This window comes from Bradyrhizobium manausense (assembly GCF_018130615.1).
Taxonomy (GTDB): domain Bacteria; phylum Pseudomonadota; class Alphaproteobacteria; order Rhizobiales; family Xanthobacteraceae; genus Bradyrhizobium; species Bradyrhizobium manausense_A.
In genome coordinates this window covers 295,437-311,231 of the sequence record NZ_JAFCKB010000005.1, presented here as the reverse complement: position 1 = coordinate 311,231, position 15,795 = coordinate 295,437, and the positions used below count along the sequence as shown (strand labels likewise).

The window sequence follows — 15,795 nt, the reverse complement described above, 5'->3', positions numbered from 1 at the left end:
CAGATTGTCAGGTTTCCGTCAGGTGACCGGCAGACGACGTCCAACAATATCGGCAAGCCGCTTTCGACTTTCGTATTGACGCGTTTTGGTTTCCGACAGAGTGTTGCTGTCGCAGCGTCAAAAGGCGCGCATATTGGGAGGAACGGATGAAACGTTTTGCGATGGCCGCGAGCCTCGTCATATCCGCATGCTCGGTTGCGAGTGCACAGACGACCGATCAATTGGTCAAGGGTGCAACCGATACGTCGAACGTTCTCAACTACGGGATGGGCTACAATCTCCAGCGCTTCTCAACGCTGAACCAGATCAACAAAGACACCGTCAAGAACCTGGTCCCGGTCTGGAACTACTCCTTCAACGACGATCGCAGCGAGGAATCGCAGCCGCTGGTTTACCAGGGCGTGATCTACGTGACCTCTCACAACGCGACCATGGCGGTCGACGCCAAGACCGGCAAGCAGATCTGGAAATCCAAGATCGAATATCCGGCCGAGACACCGCGTATCGTCTGCTGCGGCATCATCAACCGTGGCGCCGCCCTGTTCGACGGCAAGCTGTTTCGCACCACGCTCGACGCCAACGTGATCGCGATCGATACCAAGAACGGCAAGGAGCTGTGGCGGCAGAAGGCGGCCGACATCAAGGAAGGCTATTCGATGACGGTGGCCCCGCTGGTCGCCGACGGTGTCGTCATCACCGGCATCTCCGGCGCCGAGTTCGGCACCCGCGGCTTCATCGACGGCTGGGACCCGGCGACGGGCAAGCATCTCTGGCGCACCCATTCGGTCCCCTCGCCGGACGAGCCCGGCGGCGACACCTGGAAGGGTGACACCTGGAAGCTCGGCGGCGGCTCGACCTGGATCACGGGCTCGTACGATCCCGAGCTGAACACGGTGTATTGGGGCATCGGCAATCCCGGCCCGTTCAACGCGGCCGTACGCCCCGGCGACAACCTCTACACCTGCTCCGTGCTGGCGATGGATCCCAAGACCGGCAAGATCAAGTGGCACTACCAGTTCTCGCCGAACAATCCGTTCGACTATGACTCAGTGGCCGAGATGGTCCTCGCCGACATGAACGTCGAGGGCAAGCCGACCAAGGTGCTGATGGATGCCAACCGCAACGGCTTCTTCTACGTGCTCGACCGCACCAACGGAAAGGTGCTCGCGGCCAATCCCTACGTGAAGGTGAATTGGGCAACCGGCGTCGACCTGAAGACCGGGCGTCCGATCGAGACCGACGTCGTCAAGGATGCGCGCGACGGCAAGAAGGTCACCGTCTATCCGTCGATCCTCGGCGGCAAGAACTGGGAGCCGATGTCGTTCAACCCGCAGACCGGCCTCGCCTACGCCAACACGCTCGCCTTCGGCGGCAAGTACAAGTCGGAGCCGGCCACCTTCAAGCAGGGTGAATGGTATCTCGGCATGGACCTGACCGATCCCTGGGAATGGGGTGACGGCGCGCGCGGCCATCTGAAGGCGATCGATCCGATGACCGGCAAGGCGAAGTGGGAAGCGGCAAGCGACATCCCGCGCTTCTCCGGCGTGCTGTCGACCGCAGGCGGCGTCGTATTCACGGGCGCGCTGACCGGCGAGTTCGAGGCCTTCGACGCCGACACCGGCAAGAAGCTCTGGCAGTTCCAGACCGGCTCCGGCATCGAGGGACAACCGGTGACTTGGCAGCAGGATGGCGTGCAGTACATCGCCGTCACCAGCGGCTATGGCGGCGTCTACTCGCTGTTCTCCGGCGACGAGCGGCTGGCCAAGGTGCCGCCCGGCGGCTCGCTGTGGGTCTTTGCGGTGAAGCAGTAACGGCAACAGACGTTGACAGACATGGCTCACAAGACGGTGGCGATCCTCGCCACCGTCGCGGTGCTGACGGTCGCGCTTGTGGCGACCGTTCGTGCCGCGGATGATTCGAACGGCAATCCGCTGCAGGCGCAGATCGACCACGGCAAGTCGACCTATGCCGAGAAATGCTCGCACTGCCACGGCCCGAACATGATGAATTCCGGCACCATCACGCCGGACCTGCGCGCCTTTCCCGACGACAAGACGCGGTTCGTCACCACCGTGAAGAACGGCAAGAACAACAGGATGCCGCCCTGGGGCGACATTTTGAACGATGACGACATCGGCAATCTCTGGGCCTTCATCTCGAGCCGGAGAAGACCATGAGGAACCGGCTGGCAGCACTCGGTCTTGCCATGATGCTGGCTGCGCCGGCGATGGCGGCGTGGGCGGCCGATCCCCTGAGCGTCTGTCTGGACGAGGACCGCCCGCCGCTCTCGGCGCACCACCGCGGCAAGCCGGACTCAGGCTTCGACGTCCTGCTGGCGCAGGCGATCGCCGATCGGATGGGACGGCCGCTCAGAATCCAGTGGTTTGAAAGCAAGCTGGATGAGGATTCGAGCCCGCAGCTCGAAACCAATGCACTGCTCTCCGACAGCCGCTGCTCGCTGGTCGGCGGCTACGCGCTGACGACGGACTCCCTCGTCAAGCCCGGCGTGCCGACGGCGCGCCTCCCCGATTTCGCAGGCGCGACCCGCGACGACCGGCGCCGCCGCGTGGCGCTCGGCGTGCTCACGCCGACCAGACCTTACGTCTATTCGCCGATGACGGTCGTGCTTGGACCGAAGGCGCGCGAGCGCAAGATTGCCGACATCGGCGATCTCGCCGGCCTTCGCCTCGCGATCGAGAGCGGCTCATTGGGCGACGCCATCCTGATGACCTTCGACAAGGGGCGGCTGATCGACAACATCACCCATCTCGTGCCCGCCCGCGATGACCTTCTGGGTGCGCTCAATCGCGGCGAATATGATGCGACCCTGATCGACCTCGCGCGCTACGACGCCCACCGCGCCGCGCATCCCGATACGGCGATCGCGGCCTCCGGATATTATTACCCGATTGGCGTCAATCGCGGCTATGTCGGGCTTGGCAGCGATCCTGCCCTGGTCGAGGCCGTCAACAAGGCGCTGGCGGATCTTGCCGCCGAGGGCAAGATCGCCGAGTTCGGCCAGCAAGCCGGGCTGACCTATCTGCCGCCGCGCGAGCCCGCGATCCTCGGCGACGTCTGGACGAAGATCATTCAGCGGTGAGGGGCGGACGCGAAGCGCCGTGATGCCGCGCTACTCTCCGCTGTCACGCCCCGCAAAGGCGGACGACAGCGAGAGTGAGGCAAGATAGTCGGTTCCCCCACTGAAGTCTTGAGGTCGCTCCTGTGCTATGCATAACGCCTCATTGACACCGGTGCCCCGTGAACACCCCGACCACTCCGTCCGCCACCGGCCTGCGCGATCTCCTCTCCCGCGAAATCAAGAGCAGCGAGCTCCTGCGTGCGCTCACCGTCGTCGGCCCCTTCGTCGCCGCCTATTTCGTCTCGCGCGAGCCGGCGCTGCTGAATTTGGGACTGATCGCGGTGTCGCTGCTCATTCCGGCGCTGCGGCTGCACTCTCCGCCGAAGGTCACAGCGTGGCACTACCTTGCCATCCTCATCGCGTTCGCGGCACTGTTCCTTGCCGCTCCCGTCAAACCGCTGTTCGTGGTGCTGACGGCGCTCACCGGGTTCCTCACGGTGGCGGCAACCCGACATGGCGAAGATTTTCGCACGCTCGGCAATTGGGTGTTTATCCCGGCGGTCTATCTCGCCTGCGAGGTGCACGAGGGCATGAGCGCCTCGGAAGCTCTGCGGCATGCCGGCATCGTCATTGTCGCTTCGCCGGTCGCGCTGGCGCTGGTCTGCGGCATCCAGATCTACGACCAGCGGCGACGCACCAAAGCAGCAACCTCGTTCGGACTGCCCGCGACCAAATGGCTGCTGCCCGCAACGGCCACCGCCATCGCGGTCTTCGCCGCGGCGGCACTGGTCGAGATCCTGAACCTCGCGCAAGGGCAATGGGTGATGTGGTCGGCCGCGAGCGTCGTGGTCGGCGATCTCTCCGCCTCCACCGACAAGCTGAAGCAGCGCGCGATCGGCGCGCTCGCCGGCGTGCCCTCGGGCTTCCTCGCAGGCCTCGCGCTGCCACAGAACCGCGTCGGCTATGCGCTTGCGGTTCTCGCCGCCACGCTCACGCTGATCTCGTTCTCCCGCTATGTCGTCGGCTTCGGCCTGCGCTGCTTCTTCATCGCGCTCGCCGCATCCTTCGCCGGCGGCGCCAGCGGCATTGCGGAGGAACGCATCGGCAATGTCATCATCGGCGGCGCGTTCGGCCTGATCGCGGTCGCCCTGACCGACATCGTCTGGCAGCGCGTGACGCCGAAAGGCGGGCCGCCCCCTTCGCATCCAACCAAAGCCTAGTGTCGCAAGCGCCTTGGCCAGCTATGATCACGCGCTGTCGCCGGACGCCCTCTCCGCTCCGGGCGAGAAAGGCCGAGCCTATGAAACCCGATGCTGTCGCCGTCGCGGCCCTGGTCATCCTGCTTTTTCCGATGGGCTATTTCCTGCTGGCTTCGCCCGCGTTCCTGCTGGTGAAGCTCGACATCCCGCCCGTCACGCAGTTGCTGCGCGGGATGTTCAACATCCAGTTCAGAATGATTGCTCTGACCGGCGTCTTTGGGACGGCCGCTTTCATCTTCGCCGGGCGACCGCTGTTCGCGGCCGGCATTGGCCTAATTGCGGCCCTCGCGATCTGGGGACGCGGTCGGTTCATGCGACGGATGGATAACGAGCTCAGCGCCAGGGATGCGGGCGACACCGAGGCCGTGCGCCGACTGCGTCGACTGCATTGGAGTGGAATGCTCTGCAACGCAGCGCTGGTCGCGGCGCTCGTAACCAGCATTCCCTACGTCGCCATGTCGACTTGAGCAGGCAGGCCTAATTTTCGCCCGCGGCAACGGCGTTCTGCTGCGCCTTGTGGATCGAGGACGGCACCACGCCGAAATATTTCCGGAACACGCGGCTGAAATGCGACGAGCTTGAGAAGCCCCAGGAGAATGCCACATCGGTGATGGTCTTGCCGGCGTGGGCCTCGAGCTCCTGGCGGCAATTCTGAAGACGCGCCTGCCAGATGTAGTCGCTCACCGTGGTGCCGCGCTCGGAGAAAAGCATGTGCAGATAACGCTTGGAGCAGCCGAGCTCGGCCGAGATCTGGTCGATGCACAGATCGGGATCGCGCAGGTGCTCGCGGATGAAAAATTGGGCACGCACATACATCGCCTCGGGCCCAACACGATCGAACATCGTGTCGGCTTCGCGCAGCGGCAGCAGCAGCAGGTCGATCAGCGAATCGGCAACGCCGACCGCGCTGTTGGCCGACAGCTTCGCGGCCTCGTCGAACGTGGCATGGACGAAATCGTGGGCGATCCGCCCTGTCCCTGTCTTGGCCGACAGCTTGCAGGCCGGCATGCGCTGCGACGGGAAGCCGCGATCGCGCAGCAGCGCCTTCGGCACGATCACCACGTCGTGGCGCGTGAAGGCGGGACTGACGATCAAATGCGGGCATGAGACGTCATAGGCGATGATGTCGCCCGGGTTCAGCTCGATGTGGCGGCCTTCCTGCTCGAAATAGGACACGCCGTAGGTCTGGAAGTGGATCTTGATGTACGGGTGTTCATTGGCCTTGGCGCGCGCCAGTGTGTGCGCGATGCGATGCTGGCTCACCTCGATCTGGCAGAGCTTGAGGCGAGAGACGCTGGTGTAGTCGATGCGTCCTTCGAGCGAGGACGCCTCCAGCGGATCGACGTCGAAATGCCCACACAGGCTCGTCAGCCCATCGATCCAACTCTGGATCTGGCGCTTCGGCGTCATGCCGGTCGTCGAGAACGTGTGAATGGTGTCGGACATTAATCCAGCCACTGGTGTGTTTCGGGATTCGACGCGAATCGCGACCAGCGCTGCTGGAGCCCTCAGCCGTGATTGCGTGACGTTTACCTCAAATTTGGGCGGTCTTGGGAACGAGCGCCATCGCTCCATTGCCACCCTTGAAGGACAATCCTCCGCCTTAGTTGCACCGCCGTCAAGGGGAACCTGAGCGTTGAGAGCCGCACCGCGCAACGTCGAAGCCGCTGAATTCGCTACTGCAAAATCAAAAACTTCGCATCCGTGCGCTATCGAGCAAATCAGCTTCTCTCTTGGGCAAGTTTCCCGGTGACGAAGTCGTTACGAATTGCGGCAGGAACAAAAAGAACGGGCCGCTCCTGCACGCGGACCTGTGGCTCTCATCAGGAGGAGGAAACAGCACAGCATCGTTTCTGGTCCCAATCGCGACCGCCCTGCACGAGCAGACGCCGGACGAGAAGCCCGGTGATTGAGCAACGCTTCGGAAACAATAAACGAGACCAACGGAGGAATGACTATGCGCAAGGTGCTACTGGCGACCTTTCTTGGCTCCGCGGCGGCTCTCGCCGTCGGGAGCGCGTCAGCCAATGACGAGCTGAACAAGATGTCGCAGAACCCGAAAGACTGGGTGATGCCGACCGGCGACTACGCCAATAACCGCTATTCCAAGCTGAACCAGATCAACGCACAAAATGTCGGCAAGCTCCAGGTCGCCTGGACCTTCTCGACCGGCGTGCTGCGCGGCCACGAAGGCGGCCCGCTGATCGTCGGCAACATGATGTACGTCCATACGCCGTTCCCGAACAAGGTCTACGCCATTGACCTTTCCAACGAGAACAAGATCGTCTGGAAGTACGAGCCGAAGCAGGATCCGAACGTCATCCCGGTGATGTGCTGCGATACCGTTAACCGCGGCCTCGCCTTCGGCGACGGCAAGATCTTCCTGCACCAGGCCGACACGACCCTCGTCGCGCTCGACGCCAAGACCGGTCAGGTCGCATGGACCGCGAAGAACGGCGATCCCAGCAAGGGTGAGACCGGAACCTCGGCACCGATGGTCGTCAAGGACAAGGTGCTGATCGGCATCTCCGGTGGCGAGTTCGGCGTTCAGGCCCACATGAGCGCCTACGACATCAAGACCGGCAAGCTGGCCTGGCGTGGCTATTCGGAAGGTCCGGATGACCAGATCCTGGTCGACGACAAGACCACCGCACTCGGCAAGCCGATCGGCAAGGATTCGAGCCTCAAGACCTGGCAGGGCGATCAGTGGAAGATCGGCGGCGGCGCCACCTGGGGCTGGATCTCCTACGATCCCGAGATGAACCTGATCTACTACGGATCGGGCAATCCCTCGACCTGGAATCCGAAGCAGCGTCCCGGCGACAACAAATGGTCGATGACGATCTGGGCGCGTAACCCGGATACCGGCGTTGCCAAGTGGGTCTATCAGATGACGCCCCATGACGAATGGGACTATGACGGCGTCAACGAGATGATCCTCTCGGATCAGTCGATTAATGGCCAGGCACGCAAGCTGCTGACGCATTTCGATCGTAACGGCCTCGGCTATACGCTCGATCGCGGCACCGGTGAGCTTCTGGTCGCCGAGAAGTACGACCCGAAGGTGAACTGGACCTCCGGCGTCGACATGGACAAGAACTCCGCCACCTATGGTCGTCCGAAGGTGCTCGACGCAGCTTCGACCGACAAGGCCGGCGAAGATCACAACGTGAAGGGCATCTGCCCGGCCGCGCTCGGCACCAAGGACGAGCAGCCGGCGGCCTACTCGCCGGATACGCAGCTGTTCTACGTCCCGACCAACCATGTCTGCATGGACTACGAACCGTTCAAGGTGAGCTACACCGCGGGCCAGCCCTATGTGGGCGCAACGCTCTCGATGTATCCGCCTGCCGGCGAGACCAACATGGGTAACTTCATCGCCTGGGACGGCAAGACCGGCAAGATCGTCTGGTCGAACAAGGAGCAGTTCTCGGTCTGGTCGGGTGCGCTCGCAACCGCCGGCGGCGTGGTGTTCTACGGCACGCTCGAAGGCTACCTGAAGGCTGTCGACGCCAAGACCGGCAAGGAGCTCTACAAGTTCAAGACTCCTTCCGGCATCATCGGCAACGTCACGACCTATGAGAACGGCGGCAAGCAGTATGTTGCCGTGCTCTCCGGCGTCGGCGGTTGGGCCGGCATCGGTCTGGCAGCGGGTCTGACCGATCCGACTGCGGGCCTCGGTGCTGTCGGTGGCTACGCTGCGCTCAGCAACTACACGGCACTCGGCGGCACGCTGACCGTGTTCTCGCTGCCTGCGAACTAGCCTCGACCTCGTCTCGCTCCGGCGCGTGGATCAACTCCACGCGCCGGCTCGTCTCCACCGAACGCCTTCGAGGAACACCTCTTGCGTAAAATCTGCTCTGTCATTGCTGCGATGATCTTCGTTGCGTCCGGGGGAATTGCTGTCGCGGACGGCTCGGGCGATCCGACTGCCGTCAAGCAGAACGAAACTGGCGAATGGCTCGATAAGGATGGCAACCCGACCTACAAGATCAATGGCGACTCCGTCGACTGGTACACTTATTCCGGATACCGCCGCTATCACTCGGACTGCCATGTGTGTCATGGCCCGGATGGCATGGGCTCGACCTACGCGCCAGCACTGAAGGATTCGCTCAAGACCATGAGCTATGCCGATTTTCTCGGCGTCGTCGCCTCGGGCCGCAAGAACATCTCGACCGCCGCAGAGAACGTGATGCCGGCGTTCGGCGATAATCCGAACGTCGCCTGCTACATGGACGATCTCTACGTCTATCTGCGCGCCCGCTCCAATGAAGCCTGGGGCCGTGCCCGTCCCGGCAAGCATGAGGACAAGAGCGACGCCTATACCAAGAATGAAGACTCGTGCATGGGCAAGAAGTGAACGTCTGGGGCCCGACTGAGACGCACGTCTTGGCGCCCTGCGAGAATTTGAGGAGCTACCGATGAAGACACGTGCTGCCGTCGCTTTCGAAGCCAAGAAGCCGCTCGAAATCGTCGAAGTCGATCTGGAAGGGCCGAAGGCCGGCGAAGTCCTGGTAGAGATCAAGGCGACGGGCATCTGCCACACCGACGCCTACACGCTCGACGGTTTCGACAGCGAGGGAATCTTCCCGTCAATCCTCGGCCATGAGGGTGCCGGCATCATCCGCGAGATCGGCGCGGGCGTGACCTCGGTGAAGCCGGGCGATCACGTCATTCCGCTCTACACGCCGGAATGCCGGCAGTGCAAAAGCTGCCTGAGCCAGAAGACCAACCTCTGCACCGCGATCCGCGCGACGCAGGGCAAGGGCGTGATGCCTGACGGCACCAGCCGCTTCTCCTACAAGGGCAAGCCGATCTACCACTACATGGGTTGCTCGACCTTCTCCAACTTCACGGTGCTGCCGGAGATCGCGGTGGCGAAGATCCGCGAGGACGCCCCCTTCGACAAGAGCTGCTACATCGGCTGCGGCGTCACCACCGGCGTCGGCGCCGTGGTCAACACCGCAAAGGTCACGCCGGGCTCCAACGTCGTCGTGTTCGGCCTCGGCGGTATCGGCCTCAACGTGATCCAGGGCGCCAAGATGGCCGGTGCCGACAAGATCATCGGCGTCGACATCAACGACTCCAAGGAGGAATGGGGCCGCCGGTTCGGCATGACCGAATTCGTCAACCCCAAGAAGATCACCGGCGACATCGTTCCGCATCTCGTCGGCCTCACCGACGGCGGCGCCGACTACACCTTCGACTGCACCGGCAACACCACGGTGATGCGGCAGGCGCTGGAAGCCTGCCATCGCGGCTGGGGCACCTCGATCGTCATCGGCGTTGCCGAATCCGGCAAGGAGATCGCCACCCGCCCGTTCCAGCTCGTCACCGGGCGCAACTGGCGCGGCACGGCCTTCGGCGGCGCGCGCGGCCGCACCGACGTGCCGAAGATCGTCGACTGGTACATGAACGGAAAGATCCAGATCGACCCGATGATCACCCACACGCTCAAGCTCGAAGACATCAACAAGGGCTTCGACCTCATGCATGAGGGCAAATCCATCCGTTCTGTCGTCGTGTTCTAATTCGAAAAACGTCACCCCAAGGAGGATCGACCCATGACTGTTTCACTCCATCCCTCGATCGATAACGGCGTCAAACAGGGCAGCGGCAGCTTTGCCGGCGGCACCCTGGTCTGCAAATGCTCGGACCATCCGGTCAAGGTCGCGGTGAAGGGCGACGTCGCTCATAACCACGCCTGCGGCTGCACCAAGTGCTGGAAGCCGCAAGGCGCCAACTTCTCGGTCGTCGCAGTGGTGCCCCGCCAGAACATCACCGTGACCGAGAACGGCGACAAGCTCCAGATCGTCGATCCCTCCGCGGTGATCCAGCGTCACGCCTGCAAGGCGTGCGGTACGCACATGTACGGCCGGATCGAGAACAAGAACCATCCGTTCTACGGGCTCGATTTCATCCATCCGGAACTGTTCCAGGAGCAGGGTTCGCAGGCGCCGCAATTCGCCGCCTTCGTCTCCTCGGTGATCGAATCGGGCGTGAAGCCGGAGCAGATGGCCGGCATCCGGTCGCGGCTCAAGGAAATCGGCCTCGAGCCCTATGACTGCCTGTCGCCGGCGCTGATGGATGCGATCGCGACCCACGTGGCAAAAGCCAAGGCCGCCTGAGCACGGCCGCCTGACATCGCCCGTCCGCTCGCTGGCTATCCGCGAGCGGACGGGTGCAGTTCCCGAATGATCGCGGCGATTTGCCGCCTGTGCACTGTGCGTATGCGAGCGCGTTCCGCTCCCTCAGTCCTGGTCTCTGAATGACTGCGCAGCGCCGCCCTCTTCTGCTTGAAGTCAGCGTGCCCTGCGATTCTCCCTCCCTCGACTGAGGACTACTGCTTCGTCCGTGCAGTCCCTCTGGCGGACGAAGCTTTTTTCACGGCACCCAAGCCCTGTATCCGCGCAACGAGCGACATGTTGCCGCGCCCTGCTTTTGACAAACCTCAGATGCAGTCTGTTCACGTCAAGAACACCCGGCTGTGATGCCGGCCCGGCGCGATCTCTGCTACGGTCGCGTCGTTACGATGCCCGCGAATTCAATCAATTAAGAACAAAACGGGAGGTATCGAGCACATCCGGACATTGCGATTCGCATTCCAGCTTCCTGCCGGGGCCTGCCCGCGCAGGACAACGGGCCAGGATGCGGTCACACGACGCAGCGGACATTGCGCCAACCGAAATCGGCAATGTTGAAATCAGCAAGCTTATGAAGAGCGAGGACGATCATGATCAAGGTGAAGATCAACGGCCAGGAACAGAGCTGGGACGGCGACCCGGATCTCCCGCTACTCTGGTTCCTGCGCGATGAAGCCGGGCTAACCGGCACCAAGTTCGGCTGCGGCAAGGCGCTGTGCGGTGCCTGCACCGTCATCGTCGACAAGGAAGCGGTGCGGTCCTGCATCACGTCGATCAACGACGTCGCCGGACGCGAGGTCACCACGATCGAGGGGCTGCATCCGGATGGCGATCATCCCGTCCAGAAGGCCTGGCGCCAGGTCAACGTCCCCCAATGCGGCTTCTGCCAGGCCGGCCAGATCATGCAGGCTGCCGCGCTCCTGATGGACAATCCCAAGCCGTCGCACGACCAGATCCGCGAAGCGATGTCCGGCAACATTTGCCGCTGCGGCTGCTACCAGCGCATCGAGAACGCGGTCCATCTCGCATCGACGGGAGTGTGACATGAATTTCATCGATAATCCCCGGAAGCTTCGTGGCTTCGAAAAGAACATCCGCGTCGAGAAGGTCTCGCGCCGCAGCATCCTGAAGGGGCTCGGCGTCACCGGCGGCTTCGTGCTCGCCGCCCCCGTGATGACGCGTCAGGCCTTTGCCTATGAGACCGGCGCCGGCAAGATGCCGCATGGCATCGTGGTCGATCCGCGCGTGTTCGTCGCGGTCGCGCCCGACGGCACCGTCACAATCCTCGCCCATCGCTCCGAGATGGGCACCGGCGTGCGCACCAGCCTGCCGCTGGTCGTGGCCGAGGAGATGGAGGCCGACTGGTCCAAGGTCAAGGTGCAGCAGGCCCATGGCGACGAGGTCAAGTTCGGCAACCAAGACACCGACGGCTCGCGCAGCACGCGGCACTATCTGATGCCGATGCGCCAGATCGGCGCCTCGGCCCGCACCATGCTGGAGCAGGCCGCGGCCAAGCGCTGGGGCGTACCGGCGACCGAAGTCAAGGCGGCCAATCACGAGGTCGTCCACAACGCGAGCGGACGCAAGCTCGGCTTCGGCGAGCTCGCGGCCGATGCTGCCAAGGAATCGGTACCGAGCATCGAAGGCCTCAAGCTGAAGGACCCGAAGGACTTTCGTTATCTCGGCAAGGGCCAGGTCGGCATCGTCGATCTCCACGACATCACCACCGGCAAGGCGCGTTACGGCGCCGACGTACGGCTTCCCGGGATGAAATACGCCGTGATCGCGCGCCCGCCGGTGACCGGCGGCAAGCTCACCTCGTTTGATCCGGACGCGGCGCTGAAGGTGCCAGGTGTCGAGAAAGTGATGCAAGTGCGCGGCTGGCCGTGGCCGTCGAAATTCCAGCCGCTCGGCGGCGTCGCGGTGATCGCGCGCAACACCGGCGCCGCGATCAAGGGCCGCGACGCGCTGAAGCTGGTCTGGGACGACGGTGCCAACGGCAAATATGACTCGGTCGCCTACCGCAAGGAGCTCGAGGAGGCCTCGCGCAAGCCGGGTCTCGTCGTGCGCAAGGAAGGCGATGCCGACGGCGCACTGAAGGGCGCGGACAAGGTCATTGTCGGCGAGTACTACATCCCCCATCTCGCCCATGTCAGCATGGAGCCGCCGGTCGCGGTGGCCGACGTCAAGGGCGACAAGGCGGAGATCTGGGCACCGGTGCAGAGCCCCGGCGGCACGCGCGAGGACGTCGCCAAGACGCTCGGCATTCCCGAGGGCAACGTCACCGTCAACGTCACGCTGCTCGGCGGCGGTTTCGGCCGCAAGTCGAAATGCGATTATGCACTCGAAGCCGCCCTGCTGTCGAAGGAGCTCGGCGCGCCGGTGAAGGTGCAATGGACACGCGAGGACGACATCCATAACGGCTTCCTGCACACCGTCTCGGTCGAGCGCATCGAGGCAGGCCTCGACAAGGACGGCAAGGTCACCGCCTGGCGTCACCGCAGCGTGGCGCCGAGCATCGCCTCGACCTTCGCCGCGGGTACCAAGCATCAGGCGCCTTTCGAGCTCGGCATGGGCCTCGTCGACATGCCCTTCGAGATCGCCAATATCAGTTGCGAGAACCCGGAAGCCGCAGCGTTTACGCGCATCGGCTGGTTCCGTTCGGTCTCGAACATCCCGCGGGCCTTCGCGGTGCAGTCGATGGTCGGCGAGATCGCCAACGCGACCGGCCGGGACCAGAAGGAGACGCTGCTCGCGCTGATCGGCAGCCCGCGCATCGTCAAGCCCAACGTGAAGGACATGTGGAACTATGGCGAGCCCTATGACAGCTACCCGATCGACACCGCGCGCCTGCGCAAGGTGGTCGAGCTGGTTGCCGAGAAGGGCGAATGGGGCCGTCAGGTGCCCAAGGGCCACGGCCTCGGCATCGCCGTGCACCGCAGCTTCGTCAGCTACATCGCGACCATCGTCGAGGTCGCCGTCGACGAGAAGGGCAAGCTGACGGTGCCGCGGGTCGACACCGCGATCGATTGCGGCACTTATGTCAATCCCGAGCGCATCGCCTCGCAGATCGAGGGCGCGGCGATCATGGGCCTGAGCCTCGCCAAGTACGGCGCGGTCACCTTCAAGGACGGCAAGGTGGAGCAGACGAATTTTGACGACTTCCAGGTCGTCAGGATCGACGAGGCCCCGCTGGTGACCAACGTCCATATCGTGCCGCCCTCACCCGATACGCCGCCGAGCGGTGTCGGCGAGCCCGGCGTGCCTCCGTTCGCGCCGGCGCTGCTGAACGCGATCTTCGCGGCGACCGGCAAACGCATCCGCGCGCTTCCGATCGGCAAGCAATTGGAGGCCTGAGGCTGGGAACATCAGGCGGCCTCGTACCGCCTTACGCGCCAGTGCTTCGACATCGTCATGGTGTTGGTCGCAGCCCGCATCCCACACGCAAAATGCGGCGGACGTTGCCGCCCGCCGCATTTGCCCCCTGACGCTCCGCTTCTCTCGATCCGCCTGCGGAGCTTATTTCTTCAGCGCGAACACCCAGATCACGCCGCCCTGCGGCACGTTGGACTCGATGCCGATATTATTGGTCGCGAGCGCGTCCTGGATGCGTTGCGCGTCCACGCCCCAGCCCGACTGGATCGCGATGTATTGCGTGCCGTCGATCTCGTAGGACATCGGCATGCCCATGATGCCGGAGTTGGTCTTCTGCTCCCACAGCAGCTCGCCAGTCTTGGCATTGAAGGCGCGGAAGTTGCGGTCGTTGGTGCCGCCGGCGAAGACGAGATCGCCTGCGGTTGCCGTGACCGAACCGAACATCTGCGATTTCGGGAAGTTGTGCTGCCACACCTTCTTGCCGGTCGCGGGGTCCCAGGCCTGGATCTCACCAAAATGATCGGCGCCCGGCTTGGTCTTCAGGCCGATATCTTCCGGCTTGGTGCCGAGCCAGAGCTCGCCGGGCTTGAGCGCGATCTTCTCGCCGGTGAAGCCGCCGCAGAAGTTCTCGTTGGCCGGCACGTAGACGAGCCCTGTCTTCTGACTGTAGGCCGCCGACGGCCAGTCCTTGCCGCCCCACAGCGACGGGCAGAATTCCACGCGCTTGCCGACCACCGGCTTGTGCGCGGGATCGAGGATCGGCTTGCCGTTCTCGTCGATGCCCTTCCAGACGTCGGTCGAGACGAACGGCCAGCCGGCGACGTAGTTGATCTTGGTCGGTGTGCGCTCGAGCACCCAGAAAATCGCATCGCGCCCGGGATGAACCAGGCTCTTGATGCTGCGGCCGTCACGCTGGAGATCGATCAGCATCGGCGCGTCGACCTCGTCCCAGTCCCAGGAGTCATTCTGGTGATACTGGTGGTAGGTCTTGATCTTGCCATTGCCCGGATCGAGCGCGATCACCGACGAGGTATAGAGATTGTCGCCGGGATGCATCTCGCCGGGCCACGGCGCGGCATTGCCGACACCCCAATAGATCGTCTTAGTCTCCTTATCGTAAGTGCCGGTCATCCAGGCCGAGCCGCCGCCGTTCTTCCAGTCGTCGCCCTGCCAGGTGTCGTGACCGGGCTCGCCTTCGCCGGGAATGGTGAAGGTGCGCCACAGCTCCTTGCCGTCCTTGGCATCGAAGGCGGCGACATAGCCGCGCACGCCGAACTCGCCGCCGGAGCCACCGACGATAACCTTGCCGTCAACGATCAGCGGCATCAGGGTCATGTACTGACCCTTCTTGTAATCCTGAACCTTGGTGTCCCACGCCACCTTGCCGGTCTTGGCATCGAGGGCGACAACATGGTCGTCAGTGGTGGCGAGATAGAGCTTGTCCTCCCACAGGCCGACGCCGCGGCTGGTCGGATGCAGTTGGAACAGATCGTCGGGGAGCTGCCGCTTGTAGCGCCAATATTCATCGCCGGTCTTCGCGTTCAGCGCGATCACCTGGCCCATCGGGGTCGCCACGAACATCACGCCGTTGTTGACGATCGGCGGCGCCTCATGGCCTTCGACGACGCCGGTTGCGAAGGTCCAGACCGGTGTGAGATTCTTGACGTTGGAGGTGTTGATCTGGTCGAGCGGGCTGTAGCCCTGTCCGTCATAGGTGCGCCGATAGAGCATCCAATTGCCCGATTCCGGATTCTCCAGGCGCTGCTGGGTGACGGGTGCGTAGCTCTCGATCGGGCCGGCGATTGCGGCGGTCGAGACAACACACGTGAATGCGACGAAGCCGGACAGCAGCCATTGCTTCCTGGACATGGACGTTTTCATGGACGTTTCCCCTTTTTCATCCGATTGAATTCTTGTTTTGAATTCTTGTCGTTCG

The 15,795-nt window shown here is 63.4% G+C and carries 13 protein-coding genes; 11 read left to right on the top strand and 2 right to left on the bottom strand.

The window, feature by feature from the left end; all coding sequences use genetic code 11:
* The first annotated feature begins 146 nt into the window (after positions 1-146).
* The 5 genes from JQ587_RS12695 (at position 147) to JQ587_RS12675 (ending at position 4,805) form a co-directional block, all read left to right on the top strand.
* Positions 147-1,811, top strand: a complete 1,665-nt coding sequence (locus JQ587_RS12695) for a methanol/ethanol family PQQ-dependent dehydrogenase (RefSeq protein ID WP_212425498.1) — start codon at positions 147-149, stop codon at positions 1,809-1,811.
* 21 nt (positions 1,812-1,832) lie between these two features.
* On the top strand, positions 1,833-2,177 hold the full coding sequence (locus JQ587_RS12690; RefSeq protein ID WP_212298687.1) for a c-type cytochrome: 345 nt from the start codon (positions 1,833-1,835) through the stop codon (positions 2,175-2,177).
* Positions 2,174-3,100 (top strand): type 2 periplasmic-binding domain-containing protein, encoded by a 927-nt coding sequence (locus tag JQ587_RS12685; RefSeq protein ID WP_212425497.1) that lies wholly within the window; start codon positions 2,174-2,176, stop codon positions 3,098-3,100. Before JQ587_RS12690 ends, JQ587_RS12685 begins: the two co-directional genes overlap by 4 nt.
* 158 nt (positions 3,101-3,258) lie before the next feature.
* Positions 3,259-4,299, top strand: a complete 1,041-nt coding sequence (locus JQ587_RS12680; protein ID WP_212425496.1) for an FUSC family protein — start codon at positions 3,259-3,261, stop codon at positions 4,297-4,299.
* An 80-nt stretch (positions 4,300-4,379) separates the two neighbouring features.
* On the top strand, positions 4,380-4,805 hold the full coding sequence (locus JQ587_RS12675; protein ID WP_212425495.1) for a hypothetical protein: 426 nt from the start codon (positions 4,380-4,382) through the stop codon (positions 4,803-4,805).
* A 10-nt stretch (positions 4,806-4,815) separates the two neighbouring features.
* Here the strand turns inward: JQ587_RS12675 and JQ587_RS12670 are convergent, their stop codons facing one another.
* Entirely contained in the window at positions 4,816-5,784 is a 969-nt protein-coding gene (locus JQ587_RS12670) for a helix-turn-helix domain-containing protein (protein ID WP_212298691.1), read from the bottom strand.
* Between the two features lie 511 nt (positions 5,785-6,295).
* Between JQ587_RS12670 and xoxF5 the strand changes: the two genes are divergently transcribed.
* The 6 genes from xoxF5 (at position 6,296) to JQ587_RS12640 (ending at position 13,841) form a co-directional block, all read left to right on the top strand.
* Positions 6,296-8,101, top strand: a complete 1,806-nt coding sequence (xoxF5, locus tag JQ587_RS12665; protein WP_212298692.1) for a lanthanide-dependent methanol dehydrogenase XoxF5 — start codon at positions 6,296-6,298, stop codon at positions 8,099-8,101.
* Between the two features lie 111 nt (positions 8,102-8,212).
* Positions 8,213-8,701 carry a c-type cytochrome, methanol metabolism-related gene (locus tag JQ587_RS12660; RefSeq protein ID WP_212299178.1) on the top strand — a complete coding sequence of 163 codons (489 nt, stop codon included), beginning with the start codon at positions 8,213-8,215 and terminating at the stop codon, positions 8,699-8,701.
* Positions 8,702-8,762: 61 nt separating this feature from the next.
* Positions 8,763-9,872: an S-(hydroxymethyl)glutathione dehydrogenase/class III alcohol dehydrogenase gene (locus tag JQ587_RS12655; protein ID WP_212298693.1), complete on the top strand. Its 1,110-nt coding sequence runs from the start codon at positions 8,763-8,765 to the stop codon at positions 9,870-9,872.
* 33 nt (positions 9,873-9,905) lie between these two features.
* Positions 9,906-10,469, top strand: coding sequence for an S-(hydroxymethyl)glutathione synthase (gfa, locus tag JQ587_RS12650; RefSeq protein ID WP_212298694.1), 564 nt, complete (start codon positions 9,906-9,908; stop codon positions 10,467-10,469).
* Positions 10,470-11,074: 605 nt separating this feature from the next.
* Positions 11,075-11,527 carry a (2Fe-2S)-binding protein gene (locus tag JQ587_RS12645; protein WP_188104837.1) on the top strand — a complete coding sequence of 151 codons (453 nt, stop codon included), beginning with the start codon at positions 11,075-11,077 and terminating at the stop codon, positions 11,525-11,527.
* A 1-nt stretch (position 11,528) separates the two neighbouring features.
* Positions 11,529-13,841 carry a xanthine dehydrogenase family protein molybdopterin-binding subunit gene (locus JQ587_RS12640; RefSeq protein ID WP_212425494.1) on the top strand — a complete coding sequence of 771 codons (2,313 nt, stop codon included), beginning with the start codon at positions 11,529-11,531 and terminating at the stop codon, positions 13,839-13,841.
* A 162-nt stretch (positions 13,842-14,003) separates the two neighbouring features.
* On the opposite strand, the gene JQ587_RS12635 is transcribed toward JQ587_RS12640, so the two are convergent.
* Positions 14,004-15,728, bottom strand: a complete 1,725-nt coding sequence (locus tag JQ587_RS12635; RefSeq protein WP_212425568.1) for a methanol/ethanol family PQQ-dependent dehydrogenase — start codon at positions 15,726-15,728, stop codon at positions 14,004-14,006.
* Positions 15,729-15,795: the final 67 nt, after the last annotated feature.